This is a genomic window from Ferrimonas balearica (genome assembly GCF_019802085.1).
In the GTDB taxonomy this organism is placed as follows: domain Bacteria; phylum Pseudomonadota; class Gammaproteobacteria; order Enterobacterales; family Shewanellaceae; genus Ferrimonas; species Ferrimonas balearica_B.
Genome location: NZ_JAHVHV010000001.1, coordinates 724922 through 746097, shown reverse-complemented (window position 1 = coordinate 746097; position 21176 = coordinate 724922). Strand labels below are relative to the sequence as shown.

General features: G+C 60.0%; 16 protein-coding genes. 5 read left to right on the top strand and 11 right to left on the bottom strand.

The features are described 5' to 3' along the window. Positions 1–13 precede the first annotated feature (13 nt). Positions 14–4162, bottom strand: coding sequence for a thrombospondin type 3 repeat-containing protein (locus KUV81_RS03395; RefSeq protein WP_222542437.1), 4149 nt, complete (start codon positions 4160–4162; stop codon positions 14–16). A 227-nt stretch (positions 4163–4389) separates the two neighbouring features. Beyond that, entirely contained in the window at positions 4390–5430 is a 1041-nt protein-coding gene (locus tag KUV81_RS03390; RefSeq protein WP_222542436.1) for a helix-turn-helix transcriptional regulator, read from the bottom strand. A gap of 298 nt (positions 5431–5728) precedes the next feature. Here KUV81_RS03390 and KUV81_RS03385 point away from each other — a divergent pair, with 298 nt between their 5' ends. Beyond that, positions 5729–6484 (top strand): DsbA family protein, encoded by a 756-nt coding sequence (locus KUV81_RS03385; protein WP_222542435.1) that lies wholly within the window; start codon positions 5729–5731, stop codon positions 6482–6484. A gap of 59 nt (positions 6485–6543) precedes the next feature. Here the strand turns inward: KUV81_RS03385 and KUV81_RS03380 are convergent, their stop codons facing one another. The 3 genes from KUV81_RS03380 to KUV81_RS03370 all read right to left on the bottom strand — a co-directional run bounded on the left by KUV81_RS03380 (position 6544) and on the right by KUV81_RS03370 (position 8503). Further along, the gene (locus KUV81_RS03380) at positions 6544–7563 is read right to left on the bottom strand and encodes a DUF2860 family protein (protein WP_222542434.1); all 1020 of its coding nucleotides are present in this window, start codon (positions 7561–7563) and stop codon (positions 6544–6546) included. Positions 7564–7693: 130 nt separating this feature from the next. Further along, entirely contained in the window at positions 7694–8215 is a 522-nt protein-coding gene (locus KUV81_RS03375; RefSeq protein WP_222542433.1) for a hypothetical protein, read from the bottom strand. A gap of 21 nt (positions 8216–8236) precedes the next feature. Then, the gene (locus tag KUV81_RS03370; protein WP_222542432.1) at positions 8237–8503 is read right to left on the bottom strand and encodes a DUF2798 domain-containing protein; all 267 of its coding nucleotides are present in this window, start codon (positions 8501–8503) and stop codon (positions 8237–8239) included. Between the two features lie 91 nt (positions 8504–8594). Between KUV81_RS03370 and KUV81_RS03365 the strand changes: the two genes are divergently transcribed. Continuing rightward, on the top strand, positions 8595–9515 hold the full coding sequence (locus KUV81_RS03365) for a LysR family transcriptional regulator (protein WP_222542431.1): 921 nt from the start codon (positions 8595–8597) through the stop codon (positions 9513–9515). 11 nt (positions 9516–9526) lie between these two features. Here KUV81_RS03365 and KUV81_RS03360 read toward each other — a convergent pair whose 3' ends face one another. Beyond that, positions 9527–10210, bottom strand: coding sequence for a haloacid dehalogenase type II (locus KUV81_RS03360; RefSeq protein ID WP_222542430.1), 684 nt, complete (start codon positions 10208–10210; stop codon positions 9527–9529). Positions 10211–10306: 96 nt separating this feature from the next. Beyond that, the gene (locus KUV81_RS03355) at positions 10307–11182 is read right to left on the bottom strand and encodes an AraC family transcriptional regulator (RefSeq protein WP_261389182.1); all 876 of its coding nucleotides are present in this window, start codon (positions 11180–11182) and stop codon (positions 10307–10309) included. Positions 11183–11350: 168 nt separating this feature from the next. Here KUV81_RS03355 and KUV81_RS03350 point away from each other — a divergent pair, with 168 nt between their 5' ends. Then, entirely contained in the window at positions 11351–12511 is a 1161-nt protein-coding gene (locus tag KUV81_RS03350) for an iron-containing alcohol dehydrogenase (RefSeq protein ID WP_222542428.1), read from the top strand. Between the two features lie 425 nt (positions 12512–12936). Next, on the top strand, positions 12937–15117 hold the full coding sequence (locus tag KUV81_RS03345; protein ID WP_409995558.1) for a TonB-dependent receptor family protein: 2181 nt from the start codon (positions 12937–12939) through the stop codon (positions 15115–15117). A gap of 425 nt (positions 15118–15542) precedes the next feature. Here the strand turns inward: KUV81_RS03345 and KUV81_RS03340 are convergent, their stop codons facing one another. Both KUV81_RS03340 and KUV81_RS03335 read right to left on the bottom strand, forming a co-directional pair. Continuing rightward, positions 15543–16010 carry a hypothetical protein gene (locus KUV81_RS03340; RefSeq protein ID WP_222542427.1) on the bottom strand — a complete coding sequence of 156 codons (468 nt, stop codon included), beginning with the start codon at positions 16008–16010 and terminating at the stop codon, positions 15543–15545. 774 nt (positions 16011–16784) lie between these two features. Continuing rightward, positions 16785–17684 (bottom strand): LysR family transcriptional regulator, encoded by a 900-nt coding sequence (locus KUV81_RS03335; RefSeq protein ID WP_222542426.1) that lies wholly within the window; start codon positions 17682–17684, stop codon positions 16785–16787. A gap of 112 nt (positions 17685–17796) precedes the next feature. On the opposite strand from KUV81_RS03335, the gene KUV81_RS03330 reads away from it, so the two are divergent. Further along, a complete protein-coding gene (locus tag KUV81_RS03330) occupies positions 17797–19116 on the top strand; it encodes an amidohydrolase (protein ID WP_222542425.1) in 1320 nt (439 codons plus the stop codon). Between the two features lie 35 nt (positions 19117–19151). On the opposite strand, the gene KUV81_RS03325 is transcribed toward KUV81_RS03330, so the two are convergent. Together KUV81_RS03325 and focA are read right to left on the bottom strand one after the other, a co-directional pair. Next, complete coding sequence (locus tag KUV81_RS03325; RefSeq protein ID WP_222542424.1) at positions 19152–19604, bottom strand: GNAT family N-acetyltransferase; 453 nt, start codon at positions 19602–19604, stop codon at positions 19152–19154. A 110-nt stretch (positions 19605–19714) separates the two neighbouring features. Then, entirely contained in the window at positions 19715–21136 is a 1422-nt protein-coding gene (focA, locus tag KUV81_RS03320; protein ID WP_222542423.1) for a formate transporter FocA, read from the bottom strand. Between the last annotated feature and the right edge of the window lie 40 nt (positions 21137–21176).

Sequence of the window (21176 nt, the reverse complement as noted above, 5' to 3'; positions counted from 1 at the left end):
CTATCTATTGCCATCACTCCTTGATGATCAGCACCTCATCCTGCCCTCTCAAGGCCAATCCGCTAAAGGTGTTAGCCGTCAAGGCAGCGATTTGGCTTTGCGCAGTCAGTTCAAGGGCACTGGTTTCCACCTTAACCTCGATATCCAGCAATCCATCGCCATTAAGATCGGTCAGGGAGAATTGTGGTGTCCCTTTCCCCTTAAGGCGTACGCCGGCGTTGGCCAAAGTGACGCTGAGCGGGTCAATCTCGGTCGCATCGAAATCCGGGCTGCTGAAGATCCCAACCGGCACCACGCCATTGGAGCCCAAGTTGATGGTGTTATCCGCGCTCTCGGGCTTGATGTCGATGACTATCGGATAGCCTTCGTCACCAGGGGCGTAGATGACCACTTCATCGCCGATGGTCGCGGTCACTGTACCTGTGCTGCTTGCCGTATTGGTGATCTCGAATTGCGCATCCTGCTCCTCTACGACCACCGCAGTATCACTGCTGAGCTCCAGGTTGAGCGCTTCACCGACGGAGGCCAACACGGGTGTCGCGCTGTCCGGGGGCACCAGCAGTGCCACTTCACCGGCCAGGTTGTCCACGATCTTCAGCTCGGCCCCACCGGAGACGCTCACCGTGAACTCTTCGGTGTCATCCATCGCCACCTCCACCTGACCACTCCAGGGGCGGATCACCAGTGAACTGCAGGTCAATGGACCAATGGTTCCGCTGAGCCAGGTTACGGGCTTTCTATCGCCACAGGCTTTGAGTTTGCCGGTGGAGACGGTTTGGATGATCACACCACCGCTCGTGTCGTCCTGAATGTCCCAGCCGATCTTGGTGTTATTGGCCAGCAATTCGCCAAAGGTGCTGCCACCGATATGTTGGTCAGTGAAACTCAGCGATGCCTGCGCACTTTCATCGACAAAGTTGGCGCCATCAAAGTAGCCGTCCAGGGCATTGGCAATGCCATCGCCATCGATGTCGGTGTCGGTGTCGCAAAGATCGCCCAATGCATCGGCATCCAAGTCCAGTTGGTCGACATTGGGCACCACTGGGCAGTTATCCACCACATCGTCGATGCCGTCGTTGTCGTTATCCAGATCGCAGGCATCACCGAAGGCATCGCCATCGCCATTGGCCTGGTTATCGGCCACCAGCGGACAAAGGTCGCACAGATCACCAAAGCCATCATTGTCGCCATCGCCCTGACCGGCATTGGCCAACAGTGGGCAGTTGTCATCGGGGTCGACCACACCATCCAGGTCTGTGTCTTCACACAAATCACCAATGCCATCACCATCGGCATCGGTCTGGGCCGGATTGGGCCTCAGTGGGCAATTGTCATCACGGTCGGCCAGTTCGTCTCGATCGGAGTCCAGTAACGCCCAGAACGCATAGCGCTCATAGCTGTACTGGTAATCGTCAGAACCGTTGTACTCGCTGAGGGTTTGCTGCCCCCCATTAAAGCCAACGGTTGCATCCGACAGCATCGATAGTCCGTTGTAATTCCAGAGATACAACCAACCCGGCGTTACGCCATCCAGGGTGTCGCCCCGTTTGGCAATGGTGCGAACCCGTCCATCGAAAATACCAATAACATTGGGCGAGCTGTAAGGCAGTAGATCACCATTATTAACTGAGAAATTATAGGGAGAGAGGTAGTTCCAGCCAGTCGAGGAGCTCAGGTATGGGCCGGTGAGAAATCGCTCAAATTGACCATTATCAAATCGGAAAAGCGAGCTTTCATAACCGGTTCGATTAGCATGGTCCCGGTAGCCCCACAGTCCTAGGAGGAAGGCCTCACCATCGAATGCCATTGAGTTGTACCAATAGCCATAGAAGTTACCATTTTCACTGGTATCGACCAGCACCTCTGCGGCCCAACCACCATTGCCATCCGGGCTCAGCATCAACAGCGAAATGTAACTGCAGTCCGGACAATCCGATGAGCGTCCAAGCGAGCTTACTGCGATAGCCACTTTTCCCTGCTCGGAAACCGCCAAAGGCCATATGGAGAGGGGCTGAATCGTCCGACCCGGAAGCGACTGTGTGGTGTCCCAAAGCCGATGAGTCTGGCCATTTTGGTGAAGGTATATTCCTCGGTGACTGTAGTAATAGGTCCTCCCGTTCATCTCCACTGCTCGTGAGGGCTGGCCAGGCACATTGGAGGCAAACGCCAACTGAGCTTCGTTGGCCACAAAGTTATAGCCATAGCCTAACTGCGTCACCCCATCGCTCAAGGTCAGCGGGAACATCAGTTCGGTACTCAGTATGCCGCCGGCACCTTGACGTAGCAGGCGCCGTAGGTAGCGAGTAGAGCCATTGTCCTGGACCTGCTTCACCCAAGTTTCGAACAGGAGGTCGCTGTTGTCGTAGCGATGCCGCAAACTGGCATAGTGCACCGTTTCATTGGTGCCCAATGAGTCGCCGGAGGCCAATACGGCAGAAGTGGTATCGCCATCGTTTAGGTAAAAATCGGCACTATTGTGGTACTCACGGGTTTCGCTGTCATAGGCGTAATCTCGATGCAAGAGTAGAGCCGAGTTGTCGTTGACGTCCCAAACCTCGAGGTAGTTGATGGTGTACTGGTAACTTTCCCCGTCACGGCTATGGCCTTGTGTCCCTTGCCCTAGCTTCTGATAGAGGTATCGCGGGAAGAGTCCCGCGACGATTTCCATCTCGTCCGGTGTCGACTCAATGCCTGCCGTATTGGTGACCTTCAGCTCAATGCGATAGGTCCCAGGCAGGTCCGGCTGAATCTGTGTTTGTGAGTTTTGAGGTGAGCTGAGAGTCGCAACACTGCCTTGGGGCGCGCTGAGCAGTTGCCATTGGTAACCCAACTGATAGGGCTGATCCTGATTGTCACTGGAGTTCAAGCCACTCAAAAGGGCCGTATCGCCCACAGCTGCCTCAAGATCCAGCCCTGCGTCGGCGACCGGAGCCGACTGCAATGACGCGCGATAAAGCGCCCGACTGCCGTCGGTAAAAAGAACACGAAGCGCCAACTGCTGTTGATTGAATCCACTCTTTTGCACGCTCGGCGTGGTGAAGGTACTGGCAACGGTCTTACCATCCAGAGAGTCGCCGGACGCGATTACCTTGGACAACGTGTTATTGTCGTAGAGATACACCCCCACATCGCCATTACTGTCTTTGGCTTTGAAAACCAGCTTGCTGCCAGCCAGCACCGGGGGATAGAACGCGCTGAACAGCCCCGTCCCATCGGGTGCTGATGTGTTCTTGTCAGCCACCCTGGTCAAACTGCCATTATCAGAGAGGTAGATCCCCTCCTGGCCATTGTCACCTCGACCCCGAAACGCCACCTGAGTGCCATCGATACTGGCATCAAAGAAGTTATTGAAGTTCCCGCTGCCCGATGGGATGGCGGTTTGGTTGTCGGCGATGATGGTGCCCTGGCCACCCAGGTAGGCGTAGATCCCCACACCTGAAGGGCCGCTGTTCACTGCTCGAAAGGCCACATTCCCCTGGGAGATATCGGGGAAGTCAAACCCGCCAAAGGTCCCGGTAGCAGGCGCTGGCAAAGCGGTATTAGTGTCGGCCACCCGATAGGTGCCGCTGGGCGAGACCACGTAGACGCCATTGCCTCCGGGCCCACCGAAACCTTCAAATGCCACTGCACTGCCATCAAGTTGAGCACAACAGAGCGAGGTGAAGTAACTTCCCGTAAGCACTCCGGATTCATCCGGGATCTCTGCGGTACTGTCGATGATGCGATGCAGCGGCCCGCCAGAGAATTGCCCGTAGATCCCACGGTTTTGTTGTGTGGCGTCTAGGGCGGTGAAGATCAGGTTGTCACCACTCATGGAGGGTGGGTCGAACAACAGAAAATTACCTATGCCTGCGTCGTTGCCGTTCTGATCGGGGATGGCACGGTTTTCGTCCGCAACCAGGCTCACCACGCCATTTTTCCACCAGTAGACACCGTCAAATGCGTTGAATCCCTCGGCTTTAAATCCTACGGCCTGATCCCCCACCGCGGGATCGCTAAAAGCGGCAAAGGTGCCGCTGTAACCAGGGACTGGCGTGGAACGGTCCGCCACCTTTTCAAGCGTGACGGGTTGCGCCATTGCCGCGGCGCAAACAAGAAAGAGCAGGGATAGACGCCAAGGCGCATGCCCATACCCTCTGCACAGATGAGTTTGTTCACACATGGTCAATCTCCTTTTGCCGAAGGCGCCATTACGACGTCGTCCAGCAACGCTTTGCGCGCCAGGAGGCAGGGGCCATCCATACGATGAATGAATGCTTGGAAAGCGGCGAGCGATGTGCCCCTACCCCGGGCACTTTGGAGACTGTAGTGAGAGGCAGTAAACGCACGCGTCATCCAATTGGATGATTTTGAGGCTGTGGAAGAGGGAGAGTTCTGAACCCTTGAGGGCTAGTGGCTGTAACGAGCCACCCGGCTTAACAGCTCTTGCTGGGAGTGGGTGTGGGTTTTGGCCAGCAGGTGGTGGATGTGGGTGCGCACCGTGTTGTAGCTGACAAAGTTGTGCTCGGCGATCTCCTTGAGCGACTGGCCCGCCGCCAGCTGCGACAGCACCTGGTACTCCTTGTTGCTGAGGTCGTACATGGCGATGGCCCAGGAGAGATCGGGGTTTTGCGGCAGCAGCACCACCAACATCACCAACCTATCGCCCAGCGAGGCCGGCACCGGCAGCAGACGCAGCACCCCCCGGCCCCGTGGTAGCGGGATGTCCCCACCCCGGCCGCAACAGCCCTGGGCCAGCAACGGCGTCAACGCCATATTGAGGCCCTGGGGCTTGGCCTCCAGGTGGTGGTGATGCACAACCAACAGGGACTTACCGAGCCCCGCCAGCCAGGCCTCGAAGGGGGCGTTGCAGGCCCGAAGCTGGCCTTCGCGATCGGTCACCGCCACCGGCTGGTGACACAGCTCCACCGCGGCTTTAAGGGCCTGCTCCCGGGCGTAGGCCGGCTGGAAGGTCTCCTGCAGCGCCACGGCCCGCTTCAGATGTGGGGCGATCATCTTAAACAGCCTGACATGGGCGTCGTCGTACTCCACCCGCCGGTCCGCCCGGTGGGCCGACAGGCCTATCAATTGGCCATCCAGGGTTTGGGACACCCCGAGGATCTGCTCGGTTTCGCTGTCCTGGTAATAGGGCTCCAGCTTGGAGGCCTTAATTTTCGCCCGTACGCGCTCCGACAGCAGCAGCGGCTGCCCCAGCGGGGTAGTCTTCATCTGCTGGAAATAGGGACAGGAGGCCATCTCCTGGAAGTAGGCCAACATCGGTTCGCGCCACTGCTCGCCTTTGGGATCCAGCACGATCTGGCCGTTCAGGATCATAAAGCACTTGGTGCTCTGGGTGGCCTGGGCCAACGCGTGGAGAAAATCGGGCAGCAGCCCCTTGAGGGCACAGTCATAGAGGGTATCGATAAGGTTCGACACCTGCTCGGCGTTCATTCCACCTCTCCTTGATTTCGGGCACCGCCTGAGCCCAAAAACACCAGGAATGATGGCAAAGCATAGCGCAGGCGCCCCCTATTCGACCGCCTAGGGGCGCACCGCGCCGGACGACAGGGGCGCCCTTTTGGGGTTTCCGGAAATGCCATTCGCGCAACCGGAGTTGGATCCAGTTCAAACATCACGCATTTTGCCAGGCCTGGGCGTATCTGGGACGGAGTGGGGACTGCTAGTATGGCTCGGTTTTTAGAGGTTAAACTGTTCGAAACCTCGATATTTTCAACGTAAGGATTCGGTAATGCTGAACACATTCGCGCACACCACCAAACGTGCACTGGCCGTGGCGGTCCTGGCCATGGCCTCGGTAAGCGCCCCGGCCCTGGCCCAGGGCTGCGGCGGGGAAGCCGAGACAGAGGAAAACGGCAAGGCCGCACTGTTCGCCACCTGCTCTGAAAGCCAGGCCCAGGAGGCCGTCCCGGCCCAGTTGCCGGAAGTGGAAGGCGCGTTCGAGTTTGTTGAGGGCGTGCACTACAAGGCCATCAGCGGCATGGAGATCGAGGCCGAGGCGCCCTACCTGGTGAAGTTCATCTGGATTGGTTGCCCCTACTGCATCGACATCGCCCCCTACGTGGACAGCTACCTGGCGGACAATGAGGAGGTCACCCTCTACACCCGCCACTCCGCCAAGAACGAGATCTGGGAGCGCGACGCCCGCCTCTACTACGCCCTGGCGCAAACCGGCAACACCGCTGTGGTGCCCGAGCTGATGACCCGCTACGTCGAGCTGCGCCGCGCCAAGACCCCGCCGGAGCACGCCGACTTCGAGGCCTTCTTTGCCGAGCGCGGCCTGGACTACGCCGAGCTGCAAACGCGGGCCGAAGGGGCCGAGGTGAACGCCCTGGTGGAGGCCACCAAGCGTGAGATGGCCGCCCTGGATGTGAAGTACGTGCCCACCCTGGTGGTCAACGGCAAGTACATGGTGCTCTACTCCGACGACATCGAAACCAACGAGCAGCGTATGGCGATGGTCGAGTACCTGATGGCCAAAGAGTAACAGCCACGCACCGACAAAAAAGCGCCCCCAGGGGCGCTTTTTTATTGCCCATATGAGGGCTACTGAAAACGGTACAGCACGGTGGCCGTGGCGGCGAACACCCCGGTGTCGTAGAAATCGATGTCGGAGTCGGACTCGTACCAGGCCGTGCCCAGCAGCAGGTCCCACTGCTTGAAGTTCAGCACATTGTGCAGGATGTAGGTGCCGGCCAGGCCGTACTCGTCGGCGTCCGCCCGGCGCTCGTAGATGGGGTTGGCCGCATCGTAATCCCGCACCCCGTAGGCGCCACTGAGCACCAAAGTGGAGGCGGGAAAGCGACGCGAATAGGTCAACTGGACGCCGTAACTGTCCCCGGCGTTGGCCTCGCCATCGATGTCTCGGTTGACGTAATACAGTTCGGGGGCCAGTCGGTGGCCCGGCGCCAGGTCGAGCAGCGCCAGCACCTCCAGGCGCTGTTGGGTGCCGTCGCGCCGAAGCCTGGCCTGCTCTTCGGCGGTCAGGTCCCCCAGCGCACGCAGCTGCGCGCCGCTGCGCTCCTGCTCCACCTCCACCTCCCGCCAGGTGTAGGTCACCCCCACCGGGGAGCCGGCGATGTTGTCCCAGCCCAGGCGAAACCCGCTGGAGTCGCGGTCGGTCTTATTGCGCGCCACGTTCAGTTCGAAAGGGTCCTGGTATACCTCGGTGGGCACGCTGGAGAAGACGTAACTCACCGACGGTGTCCCCCAGCCCTCGACCTTGTGGCGAAAGCCGATCTGCTGGGTCAGATCCAAGCGCACCAGATCTTGCAGGGCGTTACCGAAAAACCACTGGCTACGACCGTTGGCCAGGGTGTAGCGCAGATCCAACTGGAAGCTGGGCGAAAGGGTGCTCTCCGAACCCGGTGCCCGATTGAGATCGCCGATGCTCTCGTTCTCCAAATCCACCAGGCGGTTGCCCGGGATGAAGTTGGACTCCACCGAGAAGTAGGTAACGCCTGCCCCCAGGTTGCCACTGAGGCCGGGCTTGGGGGGCATGGGGTTGATCTCCGCCGCCACAGCGCCGCCACCGATGAGCATCAGCACCCAGGCTGTCGGTTTCATACGCCTCTCCTTATTTGGCGCCGACCGGGCGCGACACTCAGAGTATGGAAGAGGCGCGCCAGAGAGGGTAATGCCCGCAACCATCGGCGCCCGAAATCCAAAAAGCGCCCCGATAAGGGGCGCTTAGGCTTCAACGGGCGCGGAGGCGATTGCGCCTGTGCAGCGACAGGTTCCAAGCCACCAGGGCCATCACCACCAGAGTCATCACCGGCGGCTTGCTTTGCATCGGCAGCACGGTAGCGGGCACATCCGGGTGCCAGTGGACGTAGAGGGCCACGGACATGGCGCCGAGGATCATCAGGTTCCCCAATACGAACAGCCCATCGCTCCAGAGTTTGGCCAGGCTGGCTCCACGAACCAGGGTCAACAGCAGCATCAGGCCGGCCCCAACCTCCACCGCCTGCCCCAGCCAGCGGGTCAGAGTGGGGAACGGCAGTTGGCTCAGGGCGATCTGGGTGGTGTACATGGTGGTGAAGGGGTCGAAAAACTTCACCGTACCCGCCATCAGGATAAAGCCGCCCAGCAAGCCGGTCAGGGCTTTCTGCGTTTTCTCGCTGCGACTCAACTGGGCCCGTTTCAGGGCACGCAGACCCAGGGCAGTAAGCACAAACACCGAGGCAATCAGGGTGATCTCCAGCGTATGTTGATTCATGGTCAGGCCTCCTCAGCCGTGTTATCGCGCCACGGGGGCATCGTTGTGGGCCACTTCCGGCTCCAGCAGCAGCCGGGTTACCACCAGGCGAGCGGTGGGCGCCACTACCGCCAGCAGCAGGAGGGTGGTGGGCAGCATTTGGCCCAGGGCTGCCAGCCAGGCGTCCAGAAAGGGCTCGCCTTGGGGCAGAGTTTTGTAGGCCTGGATGGCCGGCATGCCCATCAGCATGGTGGGCAGCACCATGGAGACCATCAGCGGATATTGAAATCGACGGGGAAGCTTTTTCATGGTGTCGGTCCGGTTGTTGAAAACGTGGCGCTAATCTAGCATTGGGCCATGCGTTCAAAAACGGACAACATTGAAAAGTAAGCGTGCATATATGAAGGCTAAAGAGATCACTCACCTCTACTGGTTCTGCCAGTCGGTGGAGCACAAGGGATTCGCCGCCGCCAGTATCGCGGCTAAGGTGTCGGCCCCCACCCTCTCCCGTGCCGTCGCGGCCCTGGAGGAGGCACTGGGGGAGAAGCTGGTGCACCGCAATGCCAAGCAGTTTCGCCTGACCGCGGCCGGCGAGGCCTACTACCGGAAGTTTGCCCCGTTGTTCGGCCAGCTGGACGACGCCTGGGACGGCATGTCGAGCCAGCAAACCGCGCTAACCGGCGAGATCCGCGTCTCCTGCCCGGAACCCTTCGCGGACGCCTTTCTGCAGCAGCTGGCCATCGAGTTTATGACGGCCCATCCGGGCGTGGTGATCCACATAGAGTTCGCCTCGGACACCGACGCTTTTGTCGACGACCGCATCGATCTGGCGGTGGCCACCAACCCGCCCAAGGCCCTCAACCTGGTGCAGCGCAAACTGTTCAACCTGGAGCTGGCCCTGGGCGCATCACCGGACTACCTGGCACAGCACGGCACCCCCACCGAGCCCCAGGCCCTGCTCACCCACCACCTGCTGGCGGGAAACAAGCTGCCCTTCTGGGAGTTTCACCAGGGCGAAAGTGCTGTGCGAGTGCCGGTAAATCCTCGCTACTCGGTGGACAGCCTGAGACTGGTGATTCAGGCTGCCTGTGCAGGCCTTGGGATCTGCCTGATCCCCCGTAAAACCCTGGCGCCTTTGGTGGCCCAGGGACAACTGGTGCCGGTGCTGCCGGAGGTGACCTGCCCCACCGGAGAGGTCTACCTGGTGTGGGCGGACCGCAAGCTGGTCTCCGCCCGGGTGCGCGCCTTTCGTGAGCAGCTGTTCGAACGTTTGGCGAACGGCCCGGACTTCCTCACCCGGGTGGCGACGGCCTCCTCCTGAGGGTGAGCGCCTTACTCCCGGCCATCCAAGGCGCGGATCTGCGCCACCAGCGCTGTCATGGTGTCGGCGACGGCATCCGGGCGGTGATAGAGGGGATGGTAGGGCGTGCCGCTGCGGTCGATGTAGCCGGCCTTCAGCCCGGCGCTTATCGCCCCGTGGGTGTCCCAGTCGTGGGTGGCAATCAGTCGAAGGGCCGCCGGGGGCCGGTTTAGGGTGCGGGCGGCGTGAAGATACGCCTTGGGGTCCGGTTTGAAGCTGCCAGCGCCCTGCACCGAGATGACCGAGTCGAAGTAGGGGCTCAGGCCCGCGTTGTCGATCTGCTGATGAACCAGTTGCTCCGAGGAGTTGGAGAAGGCCACGGTGCGGTAGCCCGCCGCCCGAAGCGTTTTGAGCGCCGGCACCATGTCCGAATGGGCCGGCAAGCTGGCAAAGGTGGCCAGGATATTGCCCCGGGCCGTCTCGCTTAAGGTCACGCCCAACCGGGCTGCCAGGCTGTCGAGCATGGCGCCGGCCAGCTCGGCAAAGCCGGTGCGCACCTGGGTCAGGGCGCACACCGTGGAGCTGTGCAGCAAGGTGGCAAACCACAGCCTCGCGTGCCCCGCATCGCCAAAGGCCGCCTCGAACTTGGGCCTGAGTGGCGCCAAGTCCAGGGTGGTTTCATTGATGTCGAACAGCAGGGTGTCCCGTGATGCCATGTTCGGCCCCTTGGTGCGTCAGTCGATGTGTCGGTGGCGGTTAACCGCCCTCTCAACATGGTGGACCGAAGCGACACCGTCAATCGTCGAAAGGTCTCACCCGCCCTGGGCACAGTGCTGGGGCGTCTGGCCGAAGTAGCGCTTGAACTCCCGGCTGAACTGAGTGGGGCTTTCGTAGCCCACCATGGCCGCCGCCTGTTTCACCTTGAGCCCCTGATCCAGCAGCAGCTCCTTGGCCCGGGTCAGGCGCAGCTTCTTCTGGTACTGGATGGGCGAGGAAGCGGTCATCTGGCGAAAGTTGCGGTGGAAGGTGGAGGGGCTCATGTTGGCCAGGGAGGCCAGCTGCTCCACCTCCAGCGGCCGATGGAAGTGATCGTGCAGGTGCTTGAGGGCTCGCTCCAGCCTCGCCAGGTGGGTGTTATGGCGAGCCAGGGCAAACAGCGGGCCGGCATGGGCCCCCTGCAGAAGATGAAACAGCAGCTCCCGCACCAACCCCTCTCCCAGGGCCGCCAGCTCCAGCGGCGATTGCAGCGCCCGGGCCAGTTTGAGTACCAGCTCGGAGAAGGATTCGGTCATGGGGCTGACGTAGAGGCTGCGCCCCTCGGCCAGTCGGTCGTTGCCGGCCTGGCCCAGCTGATGCTCATCGAACAACCGCACCAGGGCATTGAGCTGGGCCAAATCGATGTCCACCAACAAGGAGAGCAAGGGCTCGCCCGGTTTGACCCGGGTTTCGCACTCGGCGGGAATGGGCAAGGTGAGCACCAGGTAGTGGTCCGGATCGTAATCCAGGTGCTGATCCTCCAGGTGCACCCGTTTGGAGCCCTGGGCCATGATGATGATCCCCTGCTGGTAGCACAGCGGCTCCCGCGGACGAGAGGTGCTGGCCCGGTAGACCCCGACACCGGGCAAAGCGGTGGGGTTGTAGCCCTCCTCGGGGGCCAGGGCATCGAGCAGTTGGGCCAGTGGTGTCATGGAATACCTCGGGTGAATCGGTGTGGCCACAGGATAAACCAGGCCCGAACCGGATTGCACAAAAAACGCCGCAGTGAGCGTTTTAGGCATGCTTTTGACGGTATCGCCCATTCAAAGCCGTGGCCGGCTCGCTAATATGGAGCCATCCAACAGCAAGGAACCACTCCCATGCAGAACTTCGATTACCGTAACCCCACCCACATCGTCTTCGGCCAGGACCGACTGGGCGAGCTGGACACCCTGGTGCCCAAGGGCGCCAAAGTGCTGGTGCTGTACGGGGGCGGCAGCGTCAAACGCTTCGGCACCCTGGACAAGGTCCTGGCGGGCCTCGGGGATCGCACCGTGCTGGAGTTTTCCGGCATCGAGCCCAACCCCCAGTTCGACACCCTGATGAAAGCGGTGGAACTGGTGCGCGCCGAGCAGGTGGACTTCCTGCTGGCGGTGGGCGGCGGCTCCGTGATGGACGGCACCAAGTTTGTGGCGGCCGCGGCCCCCTACGAGGGCGACACCGCCGATCTGCTCAAGCACGGCTTCGCGCCGCCGCCGATTGACACCGCCCTGCCCCTGGCCACCGTGGCCACCTTGCCGGCCACCGGCTCCGAGATGAACATGGGCGCGGTGATCTCCTACCAGGGGGGCAAGTTCCCGCTGATGAGCCCCCTGCTCTACCCGCAATTCTCCGTGCTGGACCCCAGCCTGACCTTCTCGCTGCCGCCGGTGCAGGTGGCCAACGGGGTGGTGGACGCCTTTGTTCACGTGCTGGAGCAGTACGTCACCTTCCCGGTGGGCGCCCAGGTGCAGGACCGCACCGCCGAGGGGATCCTCAAGGCACTGATCGAAATTGGCCCGGTGACCCTGGCCGAGCCCGAGAACTACGAGGCCCGCGCCAACCTGATGTGGAGCGCCACCTCCGCCCTGAACGGCTTTATCGGTGTCGGTGTGCCCCACGACTGGAGCACCCACATGATTGGCCATGAGCTGACCGCCCTGTTCGGCATCGACCACGGCCAGAGCCTGGCCATCGTCCAGCCGTCGATGTGGAAGCACCGCAAGGCGCAAAAACGCGCCAAGCTGCTGCAGTACGCCGAGCGGGTGTGGGACCTCACGGAGGGCGATGAGGACGCGCGCATCGACGCCGCCATCGAGCGTACCCGTGCCTTCTTCGAGTCCCTGGGGGTGAAAACCCGCCTGTCCGACTACGGCGTCGAGCGGGAAGGCATCGATAAGGTGATCGACGCGCTGCAGGCCCACGGCATGGTGGCGCTGTCCGAGCAGGGCGATCTGGGCCTCGAGGAAAGCCGCAAAATTCTGGAAGACGCCTACGCGTGAGCCGGCGCGTCACCCAAGAAAAAAGCGCCCGTTATGGGCGCTTTTTGCATTTGGCGTCTTAGTGTCCGCTGACAAGGCAGTTTGGTCACTCACTCCCTGTGCAGCTGGTTCGAATGGCGCAAAACGCCCCGAAGCAGCCGTAAGCTCCTAAGGTGGGTGTCCAACTAAGAAGGTTTTAGGTGAATGTCTCGTTAGAGTTAGGCGGGTGCCTCGCCAGTCATGGAGACAGGGTCGATTCAGTCAAGGCATTAACAACTGAGACCACGTGTCTTTACCTCGCCGCCCTACGGGGTGCGCCAGCTCACAAAAAAGCGATGTGTTGCGCCCAATGACTCAGAGATGTGTCCTAGTTGTTTCCAAACTGCAATCGGTAAGCATAATGAGAATAGTTACCATTCAGTTTGGATTAAGGATATCCCGTGTCGATTAAAACTAACCTATCCCTCAGCCTTGTCGCTTCCGCTCTAATTGGGGCGCTTTCTCATCCTGCAATCGCGAGTGAGGAAGAAGCAAAGGTCACTGAAACAATGACAATTTTTGGGAGCCATAACCCTCTGGTCTTAACTCCAGGGAGTGCCCATCTGATTTCTCAGGAAGACCTGGACACCTACAAGTTCACCGACATCATGCGTACGTTATCGACGGTTCCTGGTGTTTATGTGCAGGAAGAGGATGGCTACGGTCTACGCCCCAATATTGGCATGCGTGGTACTGGTCAGAATCGCTCAGAAAAAGTCACCGTTATGGAAGATGGCGTTTTGGCTGCCCCAGCGCCTTACGCCTCTCCAGCTGCCTATTACTTTCCGACTGCAGGGCGTATGGAAAGCATTGAGGTGCTTAAAGGTTCTTCCACCATCAAGTATGGGCCGCGAACCACGGGTGGTGTCGTGAACCTGCTGTCTCGCCAAATTCCTGATGCCGATATGGCAGGAATGGTTGACCTGAGCCTCGGCCAGGATGGCTTTGGTAAAGTACACGCGTATGGTGGTGGTCAAGGCGATCGCGTAGGCGCAGTGGCAGAGGTGTTCCACTACCAGGCTGATGGCTTCCGTGACATCAACCACGTCGGTGGGAACACCGGTTTTGACAAAACCGATGCTTTGGCAAAGGTCCGCTTTACTTCAGATCAAGGCGCTCAGTTCCATCAGGAGTTGGAGGTGAAACTGAAGTACTCTGAAGAAACTTCCAATGAAACCTACATGGGATTAACGGAGGAGGATTTCTCCAGTAACCCATACAGCCGCTACAGTGCTTCCCAAAAAGACCAGATGAACACCGATCATAAGCAGGTGCAGTTGAGCCATCGGATTGAACTGACGCCCGAGATCAGTCTTGGCACTGTTGCTTACTACAACGCCTTTCATCGAAACTGGTATAAAGCCTCAAAAATTGATGGGAAAAGCCTGGGTGATGGAGGCATCGAAACCGCAGCCGCGTTTGATGCCAATCCGAATGGTGAAAGCTTATCTGTAGACATCAAAGCCAATAACCGTGACTATTTATCTCAGGGTATTCAAACTGAACTGAATGCCGTATTTGGCGACCATGAACTGGCCTTTGGCCTGCGCTTACATGAAGATGAAATGGACCGCTTCCAGTGGGTCGATAAGTATCAACTCAGCAGCAATTATGACTGGAGTCTGATTGAAGCGGGTGTGCCCGGGACTGACTCTAACAGAATTGATAGTGCGAATGCTGTCGCCGTATATGTTCAGGACCAATTCACAGTTGGGGACTTTAATATCCTAGCCGGGCTTCGTTATGAAGATATCGAAACTCGCCGTTTAGATTGGGGAAAAAGCAACCCGGCTCGCATCGGGGCACCAAACAAGGACCTCAAGAACAGCTTTGATGCGCTGTTGCCCGCGTTGGCTGCCACTTGGCAGATAACCGATGACCTCCTGATTTTGGCTGGCGTGCAAAAGGGCTTCGCACCGCCGGCTCCAGGTAATGCCAGTGGCGATATTGAAGAGAGCTGGAACTATGAGTTTGGCAGTCGCTACAACGCGGGTGAGCTGAGCCTTGAAGCGGTAGCATTTTACAGTGATTACCGCAACATGCATGGTAACTGTACCGCTGCACAAGGCTGTGATGAGGAAGACCTGGATAACCAGTACAACGCTGGCGAAGTGGACGTTAAAGGCCTTGAGTTGAGCACAGCCTACACGTTCAACGCGGACGGCGGAGTCATGTTCCCACTTAAACTGAGTTACACCTACACAGATGCAAAATTTGCCAATGAGTTTAGTTCTGACTTCGAGGTTTGGGGCGATGTGAAAAAAGGTTACGAACTGCCTTATCTGCCTGAGAATCAGCTGTACTTGTCAGTAGGTGCTCAAACCGAAGCATGGCAGCTGAACCTGGCAACCCGTTATACGGATGATATTCGCACAAAGGCTGGTGCGGGTTCTATTCCTCAAGAGGAACTGATTGAGGCTAAGACCGTTGTAGACCTCTCTGCTCGTTATTTCATCGGTGAAAATCAAGAGATCTATTTCCTTGCGGAAAACTTGCTGGATGAAGCCTATATGACAACACGCGTTCACGGTTCCATCTTTGCCGGCAAGCCGCGCAGTTTCGCAGCGGGCTATACGGTTAGATTCTAAGTTCCGACACAGGCCTCGGCAGTCCACGCTCCGGGGCCTTTTTTTATGCTCGGCGGCTTAACTGAATACCCATCTTAGAGTTACTGGTCACCTGAATTCGCCGGGGGACCGTGGGCCACCGGCCCACGTTACGTAAAGCTCCCCTCTTCCGAGCTTGGCGGAATGAGTTCAGGCATAGACGAAAAAAGGGGGCTTAATGCCCCCTTCTCTTATGTGCAAACCCGTTGCACGCGACTACCAGATCCGAACCCGATCCTCTTTGGGGATATAGAGCTTGTCACCCGGTTGGACGTCAAACACCCCACAGCGGTCATTGAGCGTCTCGGCGGTAACGCCCCGCTCAGCGGGAGCTGTTTGGTTGGCTAGATTCTGCGAGGCACGAGCGACAGCCAACCAAACGATCGCGATCCGCCTGTAGCGCCTTGTTATGTGTAATTTTCTTCAATCATGATTGCAAGCTGCTCGCTTCCTGGCTCTTCTCTCCATTGTTCATAGAGAAACTCATTGCACCTATCCCAGTCTCTACGAACAGCTTCCATACTAAATGCTTCATTTCCATAATTAGCAATGCCGCCGAGCATGCTTACTAAAGCTTCGATAAGCTCTAAAGCTCTACATTGGTCTGCGATAGGACGAGATGCAAACAGGTATGAAAGTACAACTTGATCAAACTTATCAGAGTGGGTTACCTCCCGCCCTTTAAACATGAGCACAATATCTAGCAATGTTTCAGATTGCCAATCTTCCACTTCTTCTGGATTAAGAGCAAAACCATAAACATCATCAAATAGTGTTGCGCCTAACTCACTAAAAACACGATGGCCTTCTTGGGCACACCAGACACTCGGCAGCATGACGCATACAGTTTTTTCTTCATGAAGCTCACCCCACATGCTGCCTCCTCTATTACACATAACGCCCCGCTCAGCGGAAGCTGTTTGGTTGGCTGGAATCAGCGAGGCACGAGCGACAGCCAACCAAACGATCGCGATCCGCCTGTAGCGCCTTGTTATACACCCTACTCCACATATGCATCGATTGGAGACACAGTTAGTGCAGTATCGAAGTGATGTGGCTTAAGGAGGTTGAGGTTCTTGGTGTTCACAAACACCACAAAAGTCTCGACGCTTCCCGAACTAGAGTATGGGTACAAGATTGTTCCAGCAGGCAGTTGCCCAAGGGAGTCTGGGTGTGCCTGGAGCACCAGCGTCTCCGATAACTGCACTGGCCCAGATTCAAGTAGGTTCCACTTTTGCCAAAGTGCACCAACACAGAAAGAAGCAACCAGTGCGATGGCTATTGCTACAGACTTCATCTACCTCTCTCCATGTGGTGTGTATAACAGTGTTTTTATTGCGCCTAAAGACACCTTTTCAGGCGCAATAACTTCGGCGAAAGTTCGCCCAACGTACCAAGCGATTCCCATTCAATCAATCTCTTAGGCATCGTCTTCGGCTGCCCTTTGGGTGAAACAAAGAATCCCTTCGGTGAAAGTGCGCCATCTGCGTGAATGGCTGCTCCTGGCGCCGTTGGGCCACTCGTTGCGGACCAATGATTGGCGACACAAGATGGCGAGGGGCTCTGCAAGACCCCGAGGAAGTGATCAAACTTTAATGTAAGTGCGCAGACACTATTGTCATTGATCAAACTGGTTTGTAAGCGGGCACCTAGCCGCCGTCCAGCCCCAGCTGTTCGGCGCAGTGCACCACCGATTGGCTAAAGGCGTCGATCACCGGCAGTTCCGCCACTGAGGGGGCCAACCACAGGCTGACCGGCACCACCGGCTGACGCACCAGCTCCTGCACATCAAGCCGCCTGAGCTGGCCACGCTCCAGGTAGGGCTGGGCCACCGCCTCCGGCAGCACGCTCCAACCCAAGTCCGCCGCCACCATCTCGACCAACAGCTCCAGCGAGCCGATGACCTCGACCGAGCGTCCCACCAACAGCAACGACGCCTGGGCACTGTCCGCCAGCTCCTGGTGGCACAACTGGCGCACCTGGGCCAGCTGCCGCGCGTCCACCCGGATGGGCAGTGACGCATCCACGCTGGCCACAAAGGCCATGGGCAGATTGGCCAGGTAACTGGCCACCATGGGGAAGGTGCTGGTGGGGTTGCTGTTCAGGGTGAGGCCCACATCCAGCTGCTGCGTCAGCAGTTGCTGCCGGATGGAGTCGATGTCCAGCGAGCGCACCTCCAGCTGGGTGCCGGGATGGCTTTGGCGCCAATGCCGCACCGCCTGGGTCACCAGGCGGGCGGGGATCAGGGGGCTGACCCCCAGGGTCAAGGTGGGGTGAGCGTCGCGACTCATCTGCAGGGCGTACTCCTGGAACGCGTCGGCTTCGGCGCACAGCCGCCGGGCCCGGCCCAGCAGACTCTGGCCCGGCTCGGTAAGCACCGGCATTTTGCCGCTGCGCTCAAACAGTGCAATGCCCAGTTCATCCTCCAGCGCCGCCACCATCTGGCTCAAGGTGGAGCGGTCCTTACCCAGTCGCTTGGCTGCCAGGGTGATGTTGCCCGTCTGGGCCACCGCAACGAAGGCTTCTATCTTGCTCAAACTCAGTTTCATGGGCGGGGCCTCTCGAACACCATCGTGGGATTTTACCACTATAGCCGATTTTTATCGTTGCAATAAGCCCGATACCATGGGGCCAATTCACCCCATCTCTGGAGCGATTGTCATGTCCAAAGTTCTGCGCCATGCCCTCTTAGCCGTGACCCTGGGTCTGTCCACCTCGGCCCTGAGCACCCCGCTGGTTGAGTCCGTTGACGCCGACCGCGAGCGGCTGGTGGGTATCTTCAAGCACATTCACGCTCATCCGGAAGTCGGCTTTGCGGAAGTGAACACCGCCGCCATGGTGGCCAAGGAGCTGCGCGCCCAGGGCTTTGAGGTCCACGAGGGGATCGGCCGGACCGGGGTGGCCGCGGTGATGCGCAACGGCGACGGCCCCACGGTGATGTTCCGTGCCGACATGGACGCGCTGCCGGTGAAAGAGGAAACCGACTTGCCCTACGCCGCGACTGAGCCCACTAAAGACCTGTTTGGCAACGAGATCTACGCCATGCACGCCTGCGGCCACGACGCCCACACCACCTGGCTTATCGGCATGGCCAAGCAGCTGGCCGAGCGCAAAGACCAGTGGCAAGGCACGGTGGTGCTGGTGGCCCAGCCGGCGGAGGAGCTGATCATGGGCGCCACCGCCATGGTCAAAAACGGCCTCTTTGATGTGGTGCCCAAGCCCGATGTGCTGGTGGCCGGGCACACCCACGCCGTGCTGCCGGCGGGCAAAGTGGCCATCAGTGATGGCCGGCGCATGGCGGGCACCGACCAGATCGACGTGACCATCAAGGGCCGGGGCGGCCACGGCTCTACCCCCCACGCCGCCATCGACCCTGTGGTGATGTCCGCCATGGCGATCATGGGTTACCAGACCATCGTCTCCCGGGAGCTGGACCAGTCCCAACCGGCGGTGCTCACCGTGGGCGCCATCAACGCCGGCAGCGGCAACAACATCATCCCGGACGAGGCCAGCCTCAAGCTCAACCTGCGCTGGTATCGCCAGGCCGAGCGCGACATGATGATCGACGGCATCAAGCGGGTCACCGACAACATCGCCCGGATGTACGGCGTCCCCGAAGACCGCATGCCCACCTATGAGATGAAGGGCTACTCCACTCCGGTGATCAACCCCGAGCAGGAGACCGAGCACGCCCGCCAGGCGATGATGGCGGCCTTGGGCACGGACAACGTCCTGCAGGGCTTCCCGCCGGTGATGGGCTCGGAGGACTTCCACATGCTCACCTTCCCCTATCCGGAGGTGCCGGTGGTGTTCATCGAGGTGGGCGCCGGTTCCGAGCAGGGCTGGGAGAACTTTGTCGAGCACGGTCAGTTGCCCAAGTACCTGAACCACAACCCCAAGTTTGTGGTGGAGCCGGACTCCATCCCCTCGGGCACCGTGGCCCTGACCTCGGTGGTGCTCTCCTTCCTGGGCACCAAGTAAGTCCCAACAAAAAAGCGCCCGCATCGGGCGCTTTTTCAGTTCAGGGCCAGGGTCAGCCTCAACATGTCCTTGTGCTGGATCCCGTTCTCGAAAATGGGCTCGGGGTAGTGATCCAGAAAATGGTTGGCCACCACGGCAGTGACCCGAAAACCGGCCCGCTGGTAAAACGCCAGTTGATGGCCAAAGGTGCCGGTGCCCAGCTCCAGGGTCGCCAGGCCCCTCGCGCGGACCTGCTCGATGACGTAGGCCAGCAGCTCACTGCCCACGCCCTGCCCCTGGCATTGGGGCGCCACGGCGATGTTCATCAGCTCCGCCCGGCCCTCCCCAAGCGGCGTCACCACGCACACCCCCACCACGTCTCCCTCATTTTCCGCGGCAAAGCCCCAGCTCCCCTCGAGGTAGTGAGCCACCTGCAAAGGGTCGGGATCCGCCTCCAGCAACAGCGCCATGGGCAGGGTGTGAGGGTCGGCTTGTTGAAAGTGCAGCATTGAAACTCCAATGGGTCCGCTTCTTTGCATTGTCCCACGACGCAACCGGGGGGCAAACCCGGAACGGCCAAAAGGGGCCCGAAGGCCCCTTGTTATAAAGTGCGATGCGCTTAGGCGGCCTGGGCCGGCTTGTCTTCGACGGGGGAGCCGGAGCGCAGGGTGCCGGTCAGCAGGGCCAGCAGTTTGCGTTTCTCCACCACACCCAGGATCTGACCGTCGTTCATCACCACCGCCATGGCGTTGCCCGCCGGGATGGCGTCCTTGGCGCGCTGCTCGATGGTGCCCACGTTGTAGCTGGTCAGGTAGCCGCCGTCGTTCACCGGGTAGAGCTTCTCCTCCTCCACCGCCATGCGGCAGGCCAGTTTGGTCACCGGCTCGTTGGCGTCCACGGTGAAGGCGACAGGCTGCATCGCCTGCTCCACCGGCACGAACTGGGCGTCTTCGAAGTTGGCCAGGTAGCAGGCCTGGAGCAGGTCCTGCTCATCCACCAGCCCCACGGGACGGCCGTCTTTGACCACCAGGGCGGCGCCCCGGCCCTGGGCCATCATCTGGGCGGTGGCGTCCACCACGTTGGTCTCCGGGGTGACCAGCAGGGGTTGGTTGTCGGCCAGTTCGGCTACGGTAATTTGAGACAGAGGCTTGTTCATGGGGATGGCTCCTTTTTGAGCATGAGAAACGGGTTGTGAGCTCGGCTTCTGGCCGTGGATCCACCACTGGAACAAGCCGACAAAGAGGGCACCGCCGAGCACATTGCCGAGGGTGACCGGTAACAGGTTGTGAAGCAGGAAGTTGGCGCTGGTGAGGTGGGCGTACTGGGCCGGATCCGCCCCCACCGCACTCCAGAAGGCCCCATCCGCCAGCTGGTGGATGGCGATGGCCAGGGGCACCAGGAAGAGGTTGGCGATGGAGTGCTCGAAGCCGGCGCTGACGAACATCGCCACCGGCAGCACCACCAGGGCCGCCTTGGCCGCCGGGTTGGGGGTGGCGTAGGTCATCCAGACACCGAGGCAGACCAGCAGGTTACAGAGCACCCCCAGGGTCAGGGCCTGGCCGAAGCTGTGCTCCAGCTTGTGGCTGGCCACCGACATCACCTTGAGGCCCCACTGTCCGCCCATCAGCTCGGCCTGACCGGCCATCAGCAACAGGGCCACCAGCACCAGGGCGCCGACGATGTTGCCGGCGTACACCCGGCCCCAGTGGGTGAGCATCCGACCGGTGGAGAGCTTGCCGCTGGCCCAGGGCACCACGGTGAGCACGGTGCTGGTGAACAGCTCGGCGCCACCGACCACCACCAGCATCAGCCCAAGGCTGAACACCAGGCCCCCCAGCAACCGGCTGATGCCCCAGGGCAGCCCTTCGGCGCCGGTCACCACGGTGATGTAGAAGGTGAAGGCGATGCCGATGTAGATCCCCGCCAGCACCGCCAGGGCGAACACCGCGCGGGGAGACTTGGCCACCTTGGCCAGGGCGCTGCGCTCTGCGGTGGCCAGCAGGGGATCGGCTTTGGGCTTGTCCGCCACCAGGGTCAGCATGGGGTGCCTCCCTGATGGGCGCCCTTTGTGCGCCAGATCC

What these genes read in the sequence shown, in the direction of transcription:
- KUV81_RS03370 (WP_222542432.1), bottom strand. Translation starts at nt 8,503, where the DNA reads ATGAAAAAGCTTCCCCGTCGATTTCAATATCCGCTGATGGTCTCCATG.
- KUV81_RS03385 (WP_222542435.1), top strand. Translation starts at nt 5,729, where the DNA reads ATGCTGAACACATTCGCGCACACCACCAAACGTGCACTGGCCGTGGCG.
- KUV81_RS03325 (WP_222542424.1), bottom strand. Translation starts at nt 19,604, where the DNA reads ATGCTGCACTTTCAACAAGCCGACCCTCACACCCTGCCCATGGCGCTG.
- KUV81_RS03395 (WP_222542437.1), bottom strand. Translation starts at nt 4,162, where the DNA reads ATGTGTGAACAAACTCATCTGTGCAGAGGGTATGGGCATGCGCCTTGG.
- KUV81_RS03380 (WP_222542434.1), bottom strand. Translation starts at nt 7,563, where the DNA reads ATGAAACCGACAGCCTGGGTGCTGATGCTCATCGGTGGCGGCGCTGTG.
- focA (WP_222542423.1), bottom strand. Translation starts at nt 21,136, where the DNA reads ATGCTGACCCTGGTGGCGGACAAGCCCAAAGCCGATCCCCTGCTGGCC.
- KUV81_RS03365 (WP_222542431.1), top strand. Translation starts at nt 8,595, where the DNA reads ATGAAGGCTAAAGAGATCACTCACCTCTACTGGTTCTGCCAGTCGGTG.
- KUV81_RS03390 (WP_222542436.1), bottom strand. Translation starts at nt 5,430, where the DNA reads ATGAACGCCGAGCAGGTGTCGAACCTTATCGATACCCTCTATGACTGT.
- KUV81_RS03375 (WP_222542433.1), bottom strand. Translation starts at nt 8,215, where the DNA reads ATGAATCAACATACGCTGGAGATCACCCTGATTGCCTCGGTGTTTGTG.
- KUV81_RS03355 (WP_261389182.1), bottom strand. Translation starts at nt 11,182, where the DNA reads ATGACACCACTGGCCCAACTGCTCGATGCCCTGGCCCCCGAGGAGGGC.
- KUV81_RS03335 (WP_222542426.1), bottom strand. Translation starts at nt 17,684, where the DNA reads ATGAAACTGAGTTTGAGCAAGATAGAAGCCTTCGTTGCGGTGGCCCAG.
- KUV81_RS03330 (WP_222542425.1), top strand. Translation starts at nt 17,797, where the DNA reads ATGTCCAAAGTTCTGCGCCATGCCCTCTTAGCCGTGACCCTGGGTCTG.
- KUV81_RS03350 (WP_222542428.1), top strand. Translation starts at nt 11,351, where the DNA reads ATGCAGAACTTCGATTACCGTAACCCCACCCACATCGTCTTCGGCCAG.
- KUV81_RS03360 (WP_222542430.1), bottom strand. Translation starts at nt 10,210, where the DNA reads ATGGCATCACGGGACACCCTGCTGTTCGACATCAATGAAACCACCCTG.
- KUV81_RS03340 (WP_222542427.1), bottom strand. Translation starts at nt 16,010, where the DNA reads ATGTGGGGTGAGCTTCATGAAGAAAAAACTGTATGCGTCATGCTGCCG.